Below are 16,874 nucleotides of genomic sequence, written 5' to 3'. Positions count from 1 at the left end.
GCACCGTGACGGTGCGGGGGCCTTCGGGAGGACTGCTCAGCTAGCTCACACGCCGCCCGACAGCTTCTCGCGGAGAGCCGCGAGCTGCTCGTCGGAGGCGAGCGTGCCACCACTCTGGGCGGGCTTGTCGCCGCCACCGGTGGAGGAGTAGTTCTGCTCGCCACCCGCGGCCGGAGCGGCACCCTCGCCCGCTTCGGCGGCCTCGGCGTCAGCCTCGGCGGCCTTGCGGACCTGGGTCATGTGGGCCTCGTAGCGGGCGTGGGCGTCGGCGTACTGGCGCTCCCACTCCTCACGCTGCTTCTCGAAGCCTTCCTGCCACTCCTGGGTGTCCGGGTCGAAGCCTTCGGGGTAGATGTAGTTGCCCTCGGCGTCGTACTCGGCGGCCATGCCGTACTGGGTCGGGTCGAACTCGGTGTCGGCGGTGAAGCCCTCGTTGGCCTGCTTCAGCGACAGCGAGATCCGGCGACGCTCGAGGTCGATGTCGATGACCTTGACCATGACGTCGTTGCCGACCTGCACGACCTGCTCCGGGATCTCCACGTGGCGCTCGGCCAGCTCGGAGATGTGGACCAGGCCCTCGATGCCCTCGTCGACGCGGACGAACGCACCGAACGGAACCAGCTTGGTGACCTTGCCCGGCACGATCTGGCCGATCGCGTGGGTGCGGGCGAACTGGCGCCACGGGTCTTCCTGCGTCGCCTTGAGCGACAGCGACACGCGCTCGCGCTCCATGTCGACGTCGAGGACCTCGACGGTGACTTCCTGGCCGACCTCGACAACCTCGGACGGGTGGTCGATGTGCTTCCAGGACAGCTCCGAGACGTGCACCAGGCCGTCGACGCCACCGAGGTCCACGAAGGCACCGAAGTTGACGATGGAGGACACGACGCCCTTGCGGACCTGGCCCTTCTGCAGCTGGTTGAGGAACTCGCTGCGGACCTCGGACTGGGTCTGCTCCAGCCACGCGCGGCGGGAAAGAACCACGTTGTTGCGGTTCTTGTCCAGCTCTATGATCTTCGCCTCGAGCTCGCGGCCCACGTACGGCTGCAGGTCGCGCACGCGGCGCATCTCCACCAGCGACGCGGGGAGGAAGCCACGCAGGCCGATGTCGAGGATGAGGCCACCCTTGACGACCTCGATGACCGTGCCCTTGACCGGCTCGTCCGACTCCTTGAGCGCCTCGATCGTGCCCCACGCCCGCTCGTACTGCGCGCGCTTCTTGGACAGGATCAGGCGGCCCTCCTTGTCCTCCTTCTGGAGAACCAGGGCCTCGACCTCGTCGCCGACCTTGACCACGTCGGCGGGATCGACATCGTGCTTGATCGACAGCTCGCGCGAGGGGATGACACCCTCGGTCTTGTAGCCGATGTCGAGCAGGACCTCGTCCCGGTCGACCTTGACGATCGTGCCCTCGACGATGTCGCCATCGTTGAAGTACTTGATCGTCGCGTCGATAGCGGCGAGGAATTCCTCCTCAGATGCGAAGTCGTTGACGGCGACCTGCTGCTTCGGCGCGGTGACAGCCGGGACAATGGTGGTGTCGGTGGACATTAGGTAGGTGGCTCCGGTACGGATTGGGTTGCGGTGCGTGGCTGGGTTGTCTAACGGGTACTGCGTGGCTCTTCTGCAACGGAACGCCGCGCGACCCAAGCATGATTCCCAGCGAGGCGAAACCCAAGTCAGCGCGATACCACTGCGCGCCGGTATCCTACGCGGCCGCTCGACGGCCGGGCAAACCCGGGGTGGCTCCGAGAATGCGGACTCCGCCCTGGTGACAGGATGTCACCGTGGCCAACCCCAGCGCCGAGAAGGCCCTCGGCACGACCGGCGTCGCCCGGGTGCCGGTCGGGTCCGCCGAATCCGTCGCCGCCAACATCGCTTGGTGGGACGCCGACGCCGACGACTACCACGCCGAGCACGGTGAGTTCCTCGGCGTGGCCGACTTCGTCTGGTGCCCGGAGCGCCTCCGCGAGGAGGAGGCGCGGCTGCTCGGCGACGTGCGCGGCCGCGACGTGCTGGAGGTCGGCTGCGGCTCGGCGCCGTGCGCGCGCTGGCTCGCCGCCGAGGGCGCGCGGGTGGTGGGGCTGGACCTGTCGGCCGGGATGCTGCGCTACGCCGCCGCCGCGAACGTCGCCACCGGCATCGATGTGCCGCTGATCAGGGCAAATGCCGAGCGACTGCCGTTCGCCAACGGGTCGTTCGACCTGGCTTGCTCGGCGTTCGGGGCGGTGCCGTTCGTGGCGGACGTGGCCGCGGTGTTCACCGAGGTGGCGCGGGTGCTGCGGCCGGGTGGCACGTGGACGTTCGCGGTGACCCACCCGATGCGGTGGATCTTCCCCGACGACCCCGGCCCGAACGGCCTGCACGTCACCGGCTCGTACTTCGACCGCACGCCCTATGTGGAGGTCGACGCGGCCGGGACGCCGACCTACGTCGAGCACCACCGCACGCTGGGTGACTACGTCCGGGCGCTGTCCGGCGCGGGGTTCGAGCTGTTCGACCTGGTGGAGCCGGAGTGGCCCGACGGTCACACACAGGAGTGGGGCCAGTGGAGCCCGCTGCGGGGCGAGCTGTTCCCGGGGACCGCGATCTTCCGGTGCCGCCGGTGACGGCGGCGCTGCTGCGCGCCCAGTCCACCCGGTTCGCGGGCCTGGACCCTCTGCTCCCGCCCGCCGTCGAGCCCCCGGACGGCGACCTGCTGCGGGCGGCGATGCCGACCGGCGAGCCGGTGTTCGGTGTGCTGACCCGGACGCTGCTGCAACCCGACACCCCGCAGACCCTCTGGTCGGCGATGGATGTGCGGGAGCTGCACCCGCTGCACGGCGCCGCCGAGGACGGCTTGGCCGCGCTGCTGCGGGCCGCGCGGCCCCGGCTCGACGACGCGGCCGACTCCAGTTTCGTGGTCACCTGGCCCAGCCGCGACGCCCGAGCCGCGCGGGTCCTGCTCGGGCACGGCCTGGTGCCACTGTCCGTGCTGGCCGTCCGCACGGCGCCCCCCGGCCCGGTCGAGCCCGCCCCGGTGGCGATCCGCCGGGCGGGCACCGCCGACTTGGCCGCGCTGACCGAGTCCGCGATGGCCGAGCTGTCGTACTCCGCCCAGGTCGGCGGCGCGTACCTCCGGCCGGGCGCCGCGGCGATCAAGCGCGCGGCGCTGAGCACCCACCTGCTGCAGGGCGACCCGGTGTGGATCGCCGAGCGGGACGGGGTGGTCGTCGGGCACGCGGAGGGGTGGCACACCGACTCGATCCCCGGCTCGTGGGCGGAGACGCGGATGCGGCACGGGCGGTGGGGGTATGTGAACTGCCTGTCGGTGCGCGAGGACGCCCGCGGCACCGGCGTCGGCCGCGCGCTGATGGACGTCGTGCACGCCGAACTGCTCGCCGGGTCGGTCGGCTCGTTCCTCTACTACAACCCGCCGAACCCGCTCTCCCCCGCGTTCTGGGCGCGCCAGGGCTACCGTCCGCTGTGGACAGTCTGGGAGATCCGCCCCGCGGGCGCGTTGCGCTGACTCAGCCGCGCCGCGCGCCATCCGGCCAGACGACCGTCACGCCGAGTCCGCGGGCGCGTGCCGCGGCCACGACGTCGCCGGTGCCGCCGTAGCGGCTCGGACCGCCGTCCCACACCGCGATCATCGCCTCGACGTTGTCGAGCACGTACTCGCTCGCCGCCACGTAGGCGTCGGGCGCCGACTCGGCGAACGGCATCGTGCGCACCAGCTTCGCTTTGCCGATCAGGTCGTCGAACTCGGCCGCGTCGACCTTGACCTTGCGCTCGCGGTAGTCCGCGGCGGGCAGGACCACTTCGACGGCGCCGCCCAGGTCGAGCACCGCGCGGGCGAAGAGCTGGTCCGCGCCGCGCGCCAGGCAGGTCACGCCCACGAGGTCAGGGACGGCGACCAGCGCGGCGCGGAGTTCCTCGGCCACGGCCGTCACGGTGTCGTCGGTGAGGTCGCAGTGTCCGGTGATGCCGATGCGCACTCGATCATCGTCGCACGCTGTCAGGGGCGTCTCATCAAGTTGCCCAACCCAACCATGCGTGCCACTATTTAGACTGACCGGTCAGTTCAACTGGAGGTGTCATGGAGGTCGTGGCGGACCGCGTCGCGGTCACCGGGGCGCACGGGCCCCTGCTCGCGGCGACGTCGCTGCGGGTCGGGCCCGGACAGCTCGCCGTGGTGGCCGGTGACCCGTATGCCGGGCACACCGCCTTCGGCCTCGCGCTGACCGGGCGCATCGCGCCGTCGGCTGGGTCGATCGAACCGCGCGCCGCTGAGCTGCGCAAACGCAGCGCGCTGGTCGACGCGCCGGGGGTGACCGAGCCGGAGCCGGGGCTGTCGGTTGGCGACGTGATCACCGAGGAGCTGGCGCTGGGCCGGGTCAGCCGGGGCAAGTCGCACCGGCTGCTGCTCGACAAGCACGGGCTCGACCAGCGCGCGCGGTTCGAGTCCGTGGCGCCCGCCAAGCGGCTCGCGCTGCTGGCCGACCTGGTCCGGCCGGGCGTCGACCTGCTCGTGATGGACACCCCGGACCGCCACAGCGCCGACACCGCTGACTGGTGGCCCACCGCGCTCGCCCAGGCGCAGGCCGGGCGCGCGGTCGTCGTGCTGTGCGGCACCGCCGCCGCCGAGCGACTTCCCCTGCTGCCCGCTCGCCTCGGCGAGCACTTCCAACCCGCTCCCCTGGAGATGCTGTCGTGAACACCGTGCGCCTGGCGCTGACCGAGCTGCGCCGGATCACCGCGGGCAGGCTGCCCAAGCTGGCCGTGCTCGCCCTCGTGCTCGTCCCGCTGCTCTACGGCTCGCTCTACCTCTACGCCAACGCCGACCCGTACGACCGGCTCGACCACATCCCGGCCGCGCTGGTCATGTCCGACACCGGGACCGCTGATCTCCAGGCGGGCCGCAAGGTCGCCGACAAGCTCAAGGAGTCCGGGGCGTTCGAGTGGCACGAGGTGGGCGCCGACGAGGCCGAGGCCGGGGTGCGCGACGGCCGCTTCACCTTCTCGCTGACGCTGCCCGCCGACTTCTCCGCCGCGCTTACGTCCAGTTCGGACTTCGCCCCGCGGCAGGGGCTGATGACGGTGACCACCAACGACGCCAACAACTATCTCGTCGGCACGATCGCCGACCGGGTGGTCAGCGAGGTGCGCCGGTCGGTGGCCTCCGAGGTCGGGCAGGAGGCCGCCGAGAAGTTCCTGATCGGGTTCGGCACCGTCTACCAGCGCACGCAGGAGGCCGCGAACGGCGCGAGCCAGCTGACCGACGGCGCGAACGAGGCGAACACGGGCGCGGTGAAGCTGGCCGACGGTCAGAAACAGCTGCTCGACGGCGCGACGCGGCTCGCGGACGGGACGGCGAGCGCGGCGACCGGGGCGACTGAGCTGTCGACGGGGCTGGGGACACTGCGGGACAAGACCAAGGACCTGCCCGCGCAGACCGCGCAGCTGGCCTCCGGCGCGCGGCAGGTCGCGAACGGGAACGAGCAGGTCGCGGTCAAGGGTGAGGAGGTCGCGGGTGCCGCGCAGGGCGTGGTGGACCAACTCGACGGCGTCGAGGCGCGGATCGCCGACCGGCTGCGGTCGCTGGGGCTGTCCGAGGCGCAGGTGACGCAGACGATGGCGGAGCTGCACGGGCTGCGGGCGCCGGTCGACCAGGCGAACACGCGCGTGCAGACCGCGTCGGCGGATTTGCGCAGGCTGGCGAACGGGGCCGACCAGGTCGCCGACGGCGCGGAGACCCTGGCCGGGGCGACGCCCGCGCTGACCGAGGGCATCGGCAAGGCCGCGACCGGCGCGAAGCAGCTCGCCGACGGCGCCGGGCAACTCCGCGACGGCGCCGCGGCCCTGCGCGACGGCGAGCGGACCGCCGCGGACGGCGCGACCCAACTCGCGGATGGGACGCGGAAGCTGGCAGACGGGTCGACGCGGCTGCGGGACGGTCTGACCGCGGGGCTCGGCGAGATCCCGCACCCCGACGACGCGACCCGGGACGCGACGGCCCGCACGATCGGCGACCCGGTGGCGATCCGCGCGGTCGGCGAGAACGGCGCCGGGTCGTATGGCGCCGGGCTGGCGCCGTTCTTCCTGGGGCTGGCGACGTGGATCGGCGCGTTCGTGCTGTTCCTGCTGCTGCGCCCGCTGTCGTCGCGCGCGTTGGCGGCGGGGTACCCGGCGCTGCCCACGGCGATCGCGGGGTGGCTGCCCGCGGCGCTGCTGGGGCTGGCGCAGGTCACGCTGATGTTCGCCGCGGTGACGACGCTGATCGGGATCCACCCGGCCCGGCCGCTGGCCACGCTGGGCTTCCTGATGCTGACGTCAATGGCGTTTGTCGCGATCGTGCACGCGCTCAACGCGTATTTCGGCGCGGTCGGCAAATTCATCGCGCTGGTGGTGCTGATCTTGCAGTTGATCAGTGCGGGTGGCACCTTCCCCTGGCAGACTCTGCCCGAGGCGCTGTATCCCCTGCACAAGGCGCTGCCCATGGGCTACGTGGTCGACGGGCTGCGGCACCTCATGTACGGCGGGCCGCTGTCCGGGGTGGGGATCGACGTGGCGGTGCTGGCGGCGTATCTGATCGGAGGACTCGCGGTGTCCACTGTGGCCGCTCGGCGGAATCGGGTGTGGACGCCCACCCGGCTGCGTCCGGAACTGGTGCTGTGAACACCCGCCCCACGCGCACGGACGTCACCAAGCGCAAGCTGTTCGACGCCACTCTCCGGCTGGTCGGCACGCGGGGCGTCGGCGGGCTGACCGTCGACGAGATCGCGGCCGAGGCCGGGGTGGCGAAGGGGACGGTCTACTACAACTTCGGCAGCAAGGACGGCCTGATCGACGCCCTGCTCCGCTTCGGCGTCGACCTGCTGGCGGAGCGGTTGCGCGCCCCGGACACGCTCGACGCGCCGGAGACGGTCGCGCATTTGGTCGACGGGATGCTCGGCTTCTGCGCGGACTATCCGACGTTCGCGCAACTGCTGGTCAGCGAGCTTTGGCGGACGCCTGGGCAGTGGCAGCAGACGCTGTCGCTGGTGCGGGAGCAGGTGACGTCGATCATCCGGGCGCAGTTGCAGCGGCTGGACGACCTGGGTGAACTTCCCGCGGGCGTGCGGGTGCCAACGGCGTCGGCGGCGCTGTTCGGGACGGTGCTGGTGGTGGCGCTGGACTGGCAGGTGTTCTCACCGGAGCAGCCCATCACGGAGGTCCGGGATTCGGTGCTGTTGCTGCTGCGAGGGCTTCGCGGAACGGCCTAGACCCGGGCGGCGCCGATCTGGTGGACGCCGGGGGCGCGGCCGGCGAGCCCGCGCCGGATGGCGTCCATGACGCTTTCGGCTATCTCGTGCTGGGTGAGCCAGCGGGACGTCCCGCGCTCGGTGACCGTGCCGAGGACGACCTGCTGCGTGGGGTGGTCGATGACCGGATCCGGCGCGCCGAGGACCGGGTCGGCCGAGGAGTGCACCTCCACAACCGGCGCGTCCGGGGCGAGCAGCGGTGTCACCGCGCTCAGGATCGGCACCCGCGACTGCCCGTGCACCCAGGCCACGAGCAGGTCGGCCGGGCCGCCGAGGGCACGGGCCGCGCGCGCGGCCACTTCGTCCGGATCGGACCAGTCGGCCTCGACCCAGAGCGCCCTGCCGAGACCTTCGTCGGCCGGTAGAGGTGCGTATCGCCTGCTGGGGACCACCACGTGCCAGCCCTCGCCGATGAGGGCGGCCGTGCACTGGGTAAGCATTCCGGTGCCGCCCAGGATGAGTGCCCGCCGAATCGCCATGGCCGTCTCCCTCCGGGGAAACCTCAGGCTAACCGCTGCGCGTGGGGTACCGCTCGTGGTGCACGACCTCGTCGAGCGGCAACCGGGCCCGCCAGCCGTGGCGTTCGAGGTCGGGCACCTCCTGCAGCCGCTCGACCGGCCCCAGGCAGAGCCACGCGACCGGCCGCACTGATGAGGGAATACCCAGCAGTTCGCGGAGGTAGTCCTCGCGGTAGAAACTCACCCACCCGACCCCGAGCCCCTCGGCGGTCGCGGCGAGCCAGAGGTTCTGGATGGCGAGACACACGGAGTAGAGGCCCGCGTCGGCGATCGCGTGTCGCCCGAGGACCGTCGGCGAGCCGCGGTCGGGGTCGTAGGTGACGACGACCGATAGTGTCGACTCGAGGATCCCGTCGATCTTGATCCGCTCGAACGTCGCCGCCCGCTCACCGGTGAGTGTGGCGGCGTAGGTGGCCCGCTCGTCGTGGACGTGCTGATGGAACTCGCCCCGCGTCTCGGCGTCGCGCACGAGGACGAAGTCCCATGGCTGACTCATCCCCACACTCGGCGCCGCGTGCGCGGCCGAGAGCACCCGCCGCAGGACATCCGGATCGATCGGCCCGCCGGTGAACTCCGCCCGCACATCCCGGCGACGGTTGATGACCTCATAGACATCCACGCGGGCAGCGTAGTTGCATTCTCCGCGTGACAAGTTTGACTGTGAGCGAAGTCGTCCCAGTTCACGCCGGTGAGTCCCCGCCAGAGTGGTGGACCGCCAGCCTGTTCCTCGCCGGTCCCACACCCCGCTCCGCCGACGTCCCCAGTTGGCGCCCCGCGGCACTCGCGGAGATCGCGGTGGCCTGGGACCGCCCAGGCAGGCTCGTCGTGTTCATCCCGGAGCCCCGGGATGGCGTCTGGCCGGACTACGAACATCAGCGGACGTGGGAACTCCATTGGGGCGACCGCGCTGACGTCGTCTTGTTCTGGATCCCTCGCGGCCCGGGGATGCCCGCTTTGACGACGAACGACGAATTCGGGCGGTGGAAGGACACTGGACGCGCTGTCCTTGGCACGCCGCCGTCTGCCGAGAGCGTGCGATACCAGCGTGGGTATGCGGTGGACCACCACATTCCCTTGGCCGACAGTCTTCCGGACACCGTTGCCGCTGCGTTGAAGCACATCGATGGCGGGTCACTGCGGTCTGGCGGGGCGCGGGATGTGCCGTTGCTGGTGTGGCGGACTGAGTCTTTCCAGGCGTGGCTGCGGGCGCAGACGGCTGCCGGGAACGAGCTTCGGGGCGGCCGGGTGGAGTGGACGTTCCGGGTGGGGGCTTCGCGGGAGATCGTCTTTCTTTGGGCGTTCCACGCGAAGGTTTATGTCGGGGTTGAGGATCGGGTCAAGGACAACGAGGTTGTGGTGTCTCGCCCGGACATCGCGGCGGTGGTGGCTTATCGGCGAGGGGCTTCGCTGGGTGAGACCCGGGTGGTGTTGATCAAGGAGTTCCGGGCGCCTTCGGTGTCTTCGGACGGGTTTGTGCATGAGCTGCCGGGTGGGTCGAGTTATGTGCCGATGGCACCTGTGGAGGTGGCGGCGGCTGAGTTGGCCGAGGAGACAGGGCTTGCTCTATCACTGGACCGCTTCCACACACATCACGCACGCCAACTGGCCGGGACATTCAGCACACACCGACAGCATGTCTTCTCGGTGGAACTGACAGACGCGGAAATCACCCAACTATCCCCCAGCGCCCGCACATCCCCTGGCGACAGTGAGCGCACCTACCCCGAAATTTGGCAGCTAAAGGACTTGATCAAGGACGACAAAGCCGATTGGACAACCTTGGGCGCCCTCATGGAAGTACTGACACCTCTTTAAGCTCAACGCCCCCCGCAACAAGACCGGGGGCACCTCAAAGAACGGCGTCGCAGATTCCTGCTTTGGGGACCGACGGTCCCTGCACTTCCCCCTGCACCCTGTCCCTGCAATCCCTTAGCCGGATTGACGAGGGAGCGCCCGCTTGCCGGCCCTGCTCGAGCTAGCCCATCCAGAGGCTCTGCGCCAGCAGACGGTTCGGTTTATTACTTCCATTTTCTCGATTGGGCGATTGCCGGGTCCGCGCGCGGTGTGGTGTGAGGCGGACCCGGCAACCAATCTTCGATGCCCTGGTCAGGCGTAGACACTTTCCACGAAGCCTGCGATCTGTTCCTCATTCAGGTGTCGTGCCAGGTCGGCCTCGCTGATCATGCCCACCAAACGGTTGTCGTCCAGTACTGGGACGCGGCGGATGCGGTGGGACTGCATGGTGCGCAGTACCTGGCTCACATCCGCGTCCGCCCGCACGCAGTGCGGGGCGCCGTTCGCCAGGTCTTGGGCTTTCATGTCAGCCGGGTTTCGGCCTTCGGCGCAGCACTTCAGGACTATGTCGCGGTCGGTGATGATGCCGTGGAGGCGGTCGTCGTTGCCGCAGATGGGCAGCGAGCCGACGTCGAGGTCGCGCATCATCCTGGCGGCCACGAGCAGGCTTTCGTCCTCGTTGATGCATTCGGCACCGGCATGCATGATGTCGCGCGCGGTGGTCATTCGCGGTCTCCTTCGGCTGGCACGGTCACGACCGCTCCAGCGTCCACCCGCACCCCCGCTACGGCGACTCGATCACCGGCTGACCTCGCCCAACGCGGTCATCGCGGCGATCAACTGATCGTCCCGCAGGTAGGGCGCGGGGCCGAAGCGGAGGTGGTGGCCGCGACTGTCCGTGAGCACGCCGTGGGCGGCGAGTGCCTTCTGCCACGCACTCGCGTGCGGGGTCTCGACGGCGAGGAATCCACCGAACGAGGTACGTGGGGCGGAGCGGTCGCGGGTGGCGTTCGGGAGATCGAGGGCGTCGAAGGTGTCCGCCAGTAGGCCGGTCTGATGCAAGGACGTCTCCCGCAGGACCTCGGGGGTCAGGCCCTGGGAGCGGAAGAACTCGATCACCCGGACGGCCCGGTAGTGGCTTGTCGGGTCGTAGGTCGAGCCCGCGAACCGGGTCCCGCCCGGTCCGTAGGTCACCCGATTGGGGTCCTTCTCATCGGCGAGAGCGTCGAATTCGGCGAACCAGCCGGTGATGACGGGACGCAGCGACTGGGCGTGCGGGGGCAGTCGGAGGAAGCAATTGCCCTCCCCCAGCTGCAAATACTTGTAGCCACCGCCGGTCACCCAGGCATCCGACAAGCCCGCCAACGTCATCGGGACGACGCCGAGTGCGTGGTAAACGTCGACCAGGAGTTCCGACCCGTGGGTGGCGCAGGCCGTGGCGACGGCCTCCAGCCCAGGCACGATCCGGGAGGTCTCGAACAGGACCGACGACACCAGCACCGCGGCGGTCCGGTCGTCCACTTCGGACGCGAGTCGCTCGGCCAGGGTCTCGGCGGGCAGCGCTGGAACCAACACCACCTCGACCCGTTCCTCGGCGAGGCGGGCGAGTTGCCTGCGCAGGGTGTGGAATTCGCCGTCGGTGCTGACCAAGCGGGGGCGGCGGTCGAAATCGAGCGCCGACAGGAACCGGATCACCAACTCGTGGGTGTTGGCGCCCAACGCGATGTCGCCGGACGGGTCGTGCAGCAGGGTGCGGAACCAGGCGCGGACGCGGTCCGCCTTGGCGAAGGCGCGCTCCCATTTCTCGTCCACAGTGGACGCGGCGTCGGCGAACGCCTCGATCTGGCCCTCCAGTGCCACATCCGGCCACGCCTGGTGGGAGTGTCCCGTCAGCAGCAGCCGGTTGCCCACATCGAAGCGGGTGTAGTGCGCGGCGAGGCTCACAGTTCGCTCCGGACGGCCCACAGGTCCGGGAAGACCGGCGCGAACAGCGTGGACCGCAGGTAGGCCGCGCCCGCCGAGCCGCCGGTGCCCATCTTGCTGCCGATGGTCCGCTCGACCATCTTCACGTGCCGGTAGCGCCACTCCTGCAGGCCCTCGTCCAGGTCGATCAGGTGCTCGGCGACGGTCGACGGGCCCGAGTCGTCGGCGTAGACCTCCAGCAGCACCTCCTGCACCGCGCGCGACGGCTCGGCGGGCTTCGACACGTCGCGGCCGACGACCTCGGCGGGGAGCTTGTAGCCGTGGGTCGTCAGGTAGGTCAGGAAGGAGTCGAACAGCGACGGGCGGCTCATCGCCGCGGCGATCTGCGCGCGCTGCTCGCCGCCCTCCGGGTAGTGCGCGAAAGCGGTCTCGTCGCGGCGGCCCAGCACCGCCTCCAGCACCCGGAACTGGGCCGACTGGAAGCCGCTGGACGCGTCGAGGCGGGCACGGAAGCTGGTGAACTGCCGGGGCGTCATCGTCTCCAGCACGTCGATCTGCGCGACGATCACTTTGAAGATCGTCAGCACCCGGCGCAGCACCCGCACCGCGTGCGGGGTGTGGCCGGACTCCAGCACGCGCTGCAACTCGGCCACCTCGTGCAGGATCTGCTTGAACCACAGCTCGTAGACCTGGTGGATGACGATGAACAGCAGCTCGTCGTGCTCGTCGGAGCGCGGCCGCTGCGCGTTCAGCACCTCGTCCAGCGCCAGGTAGGACGTGTAAGTCAACGCGGCCTGGGTGTCAGTGTTGCTCATGGGCTCATCACTCCGTCGAAATGGCGTTGGGCCTGCGGCGCCAGCGCCGGGTAGGCACGGTGGAACAGCGACACGGCCGCCGCGCGGTGCGGCGGCGGCGGGACGAGGTCGGTGGGCAGCTCCGGGTCGAGCATGGCGAACTGGCGGAAGGTGTGCACGAGACGCACACGCAGCGCGAACGCCGTCCGCGCGTCCTCGGCCTCCGAGGCGTCGAACTCGGCGACGAACGACTCGTAGCCCGCGGCGAGCGCGTCGAGGTCCCAGACCCGCGGCACGAACCCGGCGAAGTCGGGCACCTGCGCGGGCGCGCCGAGCAGCACCCCGGCGTGCGAGCTGACCCCGAGCTGATCGAGCAGCGCGGCGACCTCGGCGGTGCGGTCGCGCGGGGCCAGCCATGTGCCGTCCTGCACCGGCCCGAACCCGAGGAACCGCAGCCTGCGCACCAGCCGCGCGCGGGCGACCCGCTGGTCCTCCGGGATCGTGTGCCACAGGACGGTCCACTGGTCGGCCGAGCCGTTGCTCCGGCCGAGCCCGAAGATCCGCCGGTCGCCCTCAGCGAGCACGGCGGCGGCGCGCGGGGTCACGGTGTAGTGGACCATCCGGCCGTCCTTGGCGCGTTCCAGCAGGTCACGGCGGACGAGCCGGGTCAGCGCGACCCGGGCGGCACCCTCGGTGAACCCGAACTCGGCCAGCAGCGCGACGAGCCCGCCCGACCACACCGTCGCCCCCGAGCGGGGTCCGACGTGGGCTCCCAGAATGGTCAGGACGAGGTCCTGCGGGGCGGGTTCGAACACGGTTGGAGCATAGTTGACACCTGAGTCTGGTCAACCGTAGGGTTTTTCCAGGACGTGACCGCAGCCACAAGGACGTGATGCTGGTGAAGGTCGGTATCGGACTGCCCAACATGGTTCCCGGGTGTGACGGCGCGACGCTCGTGGAGTGGGCGCGCCGGGCCGACGCCGGGCCGTTCTCCACGCTCGGGGTCCTCGACCGCGTGCGCTACGACAGCATCGACCCGTTCGCCGCGCTGTCGGCCGCCGCCGCGGTGACCACCCGGATCGGGCTGGCCACGATGATCGCGATCGGCCCGCTGCGCGGCGCGGCGATGCTGGCCAAGCAGGCGGTCTCGGTGGCCGCGCTGTCCGGCGGCAGGTTCACCCTCGGTCTCGCCGTCGGCGCCCGGCTCGACGACTACGCCGCCGCGGGCGTCGACCACAAGACCCGCGGCACCACCCTGTCCCACCAGCTCGCCTACCTGCGCGGCGAGTTCGAGTCGACGAACATCGGCCCGGCGACCCCGTTCGGCGCCAAGGGAATCGAACTGCTCGTCGGCGGCTCCAGCGGCGCCGCGCTCGCACGGATGGCCCGCTACGGCGACGGCTACGCCCACGGCGGCGGCCCGCCCCGCGCGTTCGGCTCGGCGGCGACCAAGGCCCGCGCCGCGTGGCGCGACCTGGGCCGTCCCGGCGAGCCCGCGCTGTGGGGCCAGGGCTACATCGCCTTCGGCGACCCGGAACGCGGCCGCGACTACCTGCGCGACTACTACGCCTTCACCGGCCCGTTCGCCGAGAAGATCGCCGCGGGCGCGCTCACCAGCGCCCGCCAGGTCAAGGACCTCGTCCGCGGCTACGCCGACGAGGGCTGCGACGAGCTGATCCTGTTCCCGGCCTTGGCCGACCTGGACGACCTCGACCGCCTGGCCGAGGCGCTGTCATGAAGGTGACCGTCGTCGGCGCCGGACCGGCGGGCCTCTACCTGGCGATCCTGCTCCGCAAAGCGGGCCACGAGGTCACCGTCCTGGAGCGCAACGCCCCGGACGCGACCTTCGGCTGGGGTGTCGTGTTCTCCGAGGAGACCTTGGGCGCCCTGCGCGACGCCGACCCGGCCACCCACCTGGAGATCACCGACTCGTTCGCCCGCTGGTCCACAGTGGACATCCGCTACCAGGGCAAACTCCTGCGCTCACGCGGCCACACGTTCTCCGCCATCGCCCGGAAGCACCTGCTGGCGATCCTGCAGCGCCGCGCCCGCGAACTCGGCACCGACCTGCGCTTCGGCGTCGAGATCGAGGACATCGACTTCCCCGACGCCGACCTGATCGTCGCCGCCGACGGCGCCAACAGCCGCATCCGCACCCGCGACGCCAAGCACTTCCGGCCGAGCGTCGCGCCGCAGGGCTGCAAGTACGTGTGGTTCGGCACCGACCTGGTTCTCGACTCGTTCACCTTCTCCTTCAAGGAGACCGAGTTCGGCCTGTTCCAGGCGCACGCCTACCCGTTCGACGAGCACACCAGCACGTGGATCGTCGAGTGCGCCGAGCCGGTGTGGCGGCGCGCGGGCCTGGACACGATGACCGAGGCCGACAGCATCGCGTTCTGCGAGAAGCTGTTCGCCGACGACCTCGCGGGTCACAAGCTCATGTCCAACCGCTCGCTGTGGCTGGACTTCCCGCTGGTCCGCTGCGCGAGCTGGCACCACGGCAACGTCGTGCTGCTCGGCGACGCCGCGCACACCGCGCACTTCTCCATCGGCTCGGGCACCAAGCTCGCCATGGAGGACGCGATCGGCCTGGCCACCGCGCTGGCCCGCCACACGGACTTGAGCGCCGCGCTCACCGAGTACGAACTCGACCGCCAGCCCATGGTCGAGCGCTTCCAGCAGGCCGCGGGTGAGAGCGCGGCCTACTTCGGCCGCACCGCCACCTACACTTCGTTCGCCCCCATCCAGTTCGCGTTCAACCTGCTCACCCGCAGCGGCCGCGTGTCCCACACCAACCTGGCCCAGCGCGACCCGGACCTGATCCGAGTCCTCGACGCCTGGTTCGCCCAGGGCGCCGACCAGGTCCCCGGCGCCGTCGCCCCGCCCCCGCTCTTCGCTCCCCTGCGGATCGGCGACACCCGACTCCCGAACCGCCTGGTCGTGGAGGACACCGATCCGGTGAAGGCGGCTCATGCGGGCGCGGGGCTCGTCCTCGCCGGTCCCGTCGCGGTCACCGCGGACGGCCGCGGGCACGCCGACACCCCGGTGCTCGACTCCCCCGGCGACTGGGCCGCGGTCGCCGACAAGGTGCACGAGTCCGGCGCCCTGCTGGGCCTGCGCCTGAGCCACGCGGGCGCCCGAGGCGCCACCCGTGCCCCCGCCGACGGCCTCGACCTCCCGCTGCCCGCCGCCGAGTCGTGGCCGCTCATCGCCGCGTCCCCGATCCCGTACGCGCCGTTCGCCCAGACCCCGAAGGCGATGGACTCGGCCGACCTCGACCGGGTGCGCCAAGCCTTCGCCGACGCCGCCACGCACGCGGCGGCGGCCGGGGTCGACGTCATCGAACTCGACCTGGCCGACGGCCACCTGCTGGCCGGATTCCTGTCCCCGCTGACGAACCGCCGCGACGACGAGTGGACCGGCTGGGCCTACCCGCTGTCGGTGATCGATGCCGTGCGCGCGGCCTGGTCCGGGCTGCTGTCCGTCCGGCTGACCGTCACCGACTGGACCCCGCGCGGCCTCACCCTCGCCGACGGCATCCAACTCGCCTCCGCCGTACACAGCCACGGCGCCGACCTGATCCACGTCCGCGCCGGTCAGACCACCGCCGAGGCCAAGCCCGAGTTCCGCCGCGGCTACCTGACCACCCTGTCCGACCAGGTCCGCAACCAGGCGAGCGTCCCCACGCTTGTCGGCGGCTACCTGACGACGCCCGACGAGGTGAACACCATCGTGGCCGCAGGCCGCGCCGACCTGTGCGTGCTCAGCCCGGCGCCGTCCGCGGTGGAGTCAGTGGTGCTGTCATGACGCAGTTCGCCGACCTCACGATGAACGCCGTGGCCGACCTGCTGACCGGCCCGACCCCGGTGCTGCTGCTCCCGGTCGGCGCCATCGAGCCGCACGGCCCGCACGCGCCGCTGGGCACCGACCCGATCATCTCCGCGGGCATGTGCGACCGCGCCGCCGCCCGCCTGGCCGACGCCCCCGATGTCCGCGTGCTCATCCTGCCGCCGCTCCCCTACGGCGTGACGCGCTACGGCGCCGCGTTCCCCGGCGCGGTCGGCGTCAGCGAGGACACCCTGCACGCGCTGGTGGTCGACGTCTGCACTTCCCTTGCCCAGCAAGGCTTCCCGCGCGTGGTGATCGTCAACAACCACTTCGAGCCCGAACACGTGACGACCCTGCTGCGCGCCGTGGCGACGCTCGACCGGCCGACCGTCCGCTACCTCAATCTCCTGAAGCGGCACACCGCCGCCCAACTGACCGACGAGTTCCGCTCCGGCTCCTGCCACGCGGGCCGCTACGAGACCTCGCTGGTCCTGGCCGACCACCCGCACCTGGTCGACACCGACACGATGGCGACGCTGCCGCCGCTCATCGTCGACATGCCCGCCGCCATGCGCGACGGGCGCACCGACTTCCCCGCGATGGGCATGGACCAGGCGTACTGCGGCGCGCCCGCCGAGGCGACGGCCGCCGAGGGACTGTCCACTTTCGACACGCTGACCGAGCTGCTGATCGACGTGATCCGGGATCTGGCGAAGCAGGACTGAGAGGACACG

General features: G+C 70.9%; 17 protein-coding genes. 9 read left to right on the top strand and 8 right to left on the bottom strand.

Annotation, left to right across the window (positions count from 1 at the left end):
- Positions 1-45: 45 nt before the first annotated feature.
- Positions 46-1,551, bottom strand: coding sequence for a 30S ribosomal protein S1 (gene rpsA / locus ACSHT8_RS00270; protein ID WP_436496513.1), 1,506 nt, complete (start codon positions 1,549-1,551; stop codon positions 46-48).
- Positions 1,552-1,787: 236 nt separating this feature from the next.
- On the opposite strand from rpsA, the gene ACSHT8_RS00265 reads away from it, so the two are divergent.
- Positions 1,788-2,609, top strand: a complete 822-nt coding sequence (locus tag ACSHT8_RS00265) for a class I SAM-dependent methyltransferase (protein WP_436496511.1) — start codon at positions 1,788-1,790, stop codon at positions 2,607-2,609.
- Positions 2,597-3,508 carry an N-acetyltransferase family protein gene (locus ACSHT8_RS00260; RefSeq protein ID WP_436496509.1) on the top strand — a complete coding sequence of 304 codons (912 nt, stop codon included), beginning with the start codon at positions 2,597-2,599 and terminating at the stop codon, positions 3,506-3,508. Before ACSHT8_RS00265 ends, ACSHT8_RS00260 begins: the two co-directional genes overlap by 13 nt.
- Before the next feature lies 1 nt (position 3,509).
- Here the strand turns inward: ACSHT8_RS00260 and ACSHT8_RS00255 are convergent, their stop codons facing one another.
- On the bottom strand, positions 3,510-3,977 hold the full coding sequence (locus ACSHT8_RS00255; RefSeq protein WP_436496507.1) for a hypothetical protein: 468 nt from the start codon (positions 3,975-3,977) through the stop codon (positions 3,510-3,512).
- 101 nt (positions 3,978-4,078) lie between these two features.
- Here ACSHT8_RS00255 and ACSHT8_RS00250 point away from each other — a divergent pair, with 101 nt between their 5' ends.
- Genes ACSHT8_RS00250 through ACSHT8_RS00240 form a run of 3 tightly spaced genes read left to right on the top strand, consistent with a single transcriptional unit; the run spans position 4,079 to position 7,244 of the window.
- Positions 4,079-4,696, top strand: a complete 618-nt coding sequence (locus ACSHT8_RS00250; RefSeq protein WP_436496505.1) for a hypothetical protein — start codon at positions 4,079-4,081, stop codon at positions 4,694-4,696.
- Entirely contained in the window at positions 4,693-6,657 is a 1,965-nt protein-coding gene (locus ACSHT8_RS00245) for a YhgE/Pip family protein (RefSeq protein WP_436496503.1), read from the top strand. The genes ACSHT8_RS00250 and ACSHT8_RS00245 overlap by 4 nt, the downstream gene beginning before the upstream one ends.
- Complete coding sequence (locus ACSHT8_RS00240) at positions 6,654-7,244, top strand: TetR/AcrR family transcriptional regulator (RefSeq protein WP_436496501.1); 591 nt, start codon at positions 6,654-6,656, stop codon at positions 7,242-7,244. Before ACSHT8_RS00245 ends, ACSHT8_RS00240 begins: the two co-directional genes overlap by 4 nt.
- On the opposite strand, the gene ACSHT8_RS00235 is transcribed toward ACSHT8_RS00240, so the two are convergent.
- A complete protein-coding gene (locus ACSHT8_RS00235) occupies positions 7,241-7,762 on the bottom strand; it encodes a hypothetical protein (RefSeq protein WP_436496499.1) in 522 nt (173 codons plus the stop codon). The genes ACSHT8_RS00240 and ACSHT8_RS00235 overlap by 4 nt on opposite strands.
- 28 nt (positions 7,763-7,790) lie before the next feature.
- The gene (bluB, locus tag ACSHT8_RS00230) at positions 7,791-8,420 is read right to left on the bottom strand and encodes a 5,6-dimethylbenzimidazole synthase (RefSeq protein WP_436496497.1); all 630 of its coding nucleotides are present in this window, start codon (positions 8,418-8,420) and stop codon (positions 7,791-7,793) included.
- A gap of 206 nt (positions 8,421-8,626) precedes the next feature.
- Here bluB and ACSHT8_RS00225 point away from each other — a divergent pair, with 206 nt between their 5' ends.
- Positions 8,627-9,616 (top strand): hypothetical protein, encoded by a 990-nt coding sequence (locus ACSHT8_RS00225; protein ID WP_436496495.1) that lies wholly within the window; start codon positions 8,627-8,629, stop codon positions 9,614-9,616.
- Between the two features lie 291 nt (positions 9,617-9,907).
- Here the strand turns inward: ACSHT8_RS00225 and ACSHT8_RS00220 are convergent, their stop codons facing one another.
- The 4 genes from ACSHT8_RS00220 to ACSHT8_RS00205 all read right to left on the bottom strand — a co-directional run bounded on the left by ACSHT8_RS00220 (position 9,908) and on the right by ACSHT8_RS00205 (position 13,127).
- The gene (locus ACSHT8_RS00220; protein WP_436496493.1) at positions 9,908-10,321 is read right to left on the bottom strand and encodes a CBS domain-containing protein; all 414 of its coding nucleotides are present in this window, start codon (positions 10,319-10,321) and stop codon (positions 9,908-9,910) included.
- 72 nt (positions 10,322-10,393) lie between these two features.
- A complete protein-coding gene (locus ACSHT8_RS00215; protein WP_436496491.1) occupies positions 10,394-11,539 on the bottom strand; it encodes a kynureninase/PvdN C-terminal domain-containing protein in 1,146 nt (381 codons plus the stop codon).
- Positions 11,536-12,333 (bottom strand): tryptophan 2,3-dioxygenase, encoded by a 798-nt coding sequence (locus ACSHT8_RS00210; RefSeq protein WP_436496489.1) that lies wholly within the window; start codon positions 12,331-12,333, stop codon positions 11,536-11,538. Before ACSHT8_RS00210 ends, ACSHT8_RS00215 begins: the two co-directional genes overlap by 4 nt.
- Positions 12,330-13,127 (bottom strand): PaaX family transcriptional regulator, encoded by a 798-nt coding sequence (locus tag ACSHT8_RS00205; protein WP_436496487.1) that lies wholly within the window; start codon positions 13,125-13,127, stop codon positions 12,330-12,332. Before ACSHT8_RS00205 ends, ACSHT8_RS00210 begins: the two co-directional genes overlap by 4 nt.
- Before the next feature lie 77 nt (positions 13,128-13,204).
- Between ACSHT8_RS00205 and ACSHT8_RS00200 the strand changes: the two genes are divergently transcribed.
- From ACSHT8_RS00200 to ACSHT8_RS00190, 3 genes are read left to right on the top strand one after another with little or no spacing between them, the layout of a single operon-like run.
- A complete protein-coding gene (locus ACSHT8_RS00200; protein ID WP_436496485.1) occupies positions 13,205-14,050 on the top strand; it encodes an LLM class flavin-dependent oxidoreductase in 846 nt (281 codons plus the stop codon).
- Positions 14,047-16,119, top strand: a complete 2,073-nt coding sequence (locus tag ACSHT8_RS00195) for an FAD-dependent monooxygenase (RefSeq protein WP_436496483.1) — start codon at positions 14,047-14,049, stop codon at positions 16,117-16,119. The genes ACSHT8_RS00200 and ACSHT8_RS00195 overlap by 4 nt, the downstream gene beginning before the upstream one ends.
- Positions 16,116-16,865, top strand: a complete 750-nt coding sequence (locus ACSHT8_RS00190) for a creatininase family protein (protein WP_436496482.1) — start codon at positions 16,116-16,118, stop codon at positions 16,863-16,865. Before ACSHT8_RS00195 ends, ACSHT8_RS00190 begins: the two co-directional genes overlap by 4 nt.
- Positions 16,866-16,874 lie beyond the last annotated feature (9 nt).

Origin of the sequence: Actinokineospora sp. HUAS TT18, assembly GCF_051364635.1 — a bacterium.
Lineage (GTDB): Bacteria > Actinomycetota > Actinomycetes > Mycobacteriales > Pseudonocardiaceae > Actinokineospora.
Note: the sequence above shows the minus strand (reverse complement) of the source record. Positions and strands in the feature narration are given on the sequence as shown.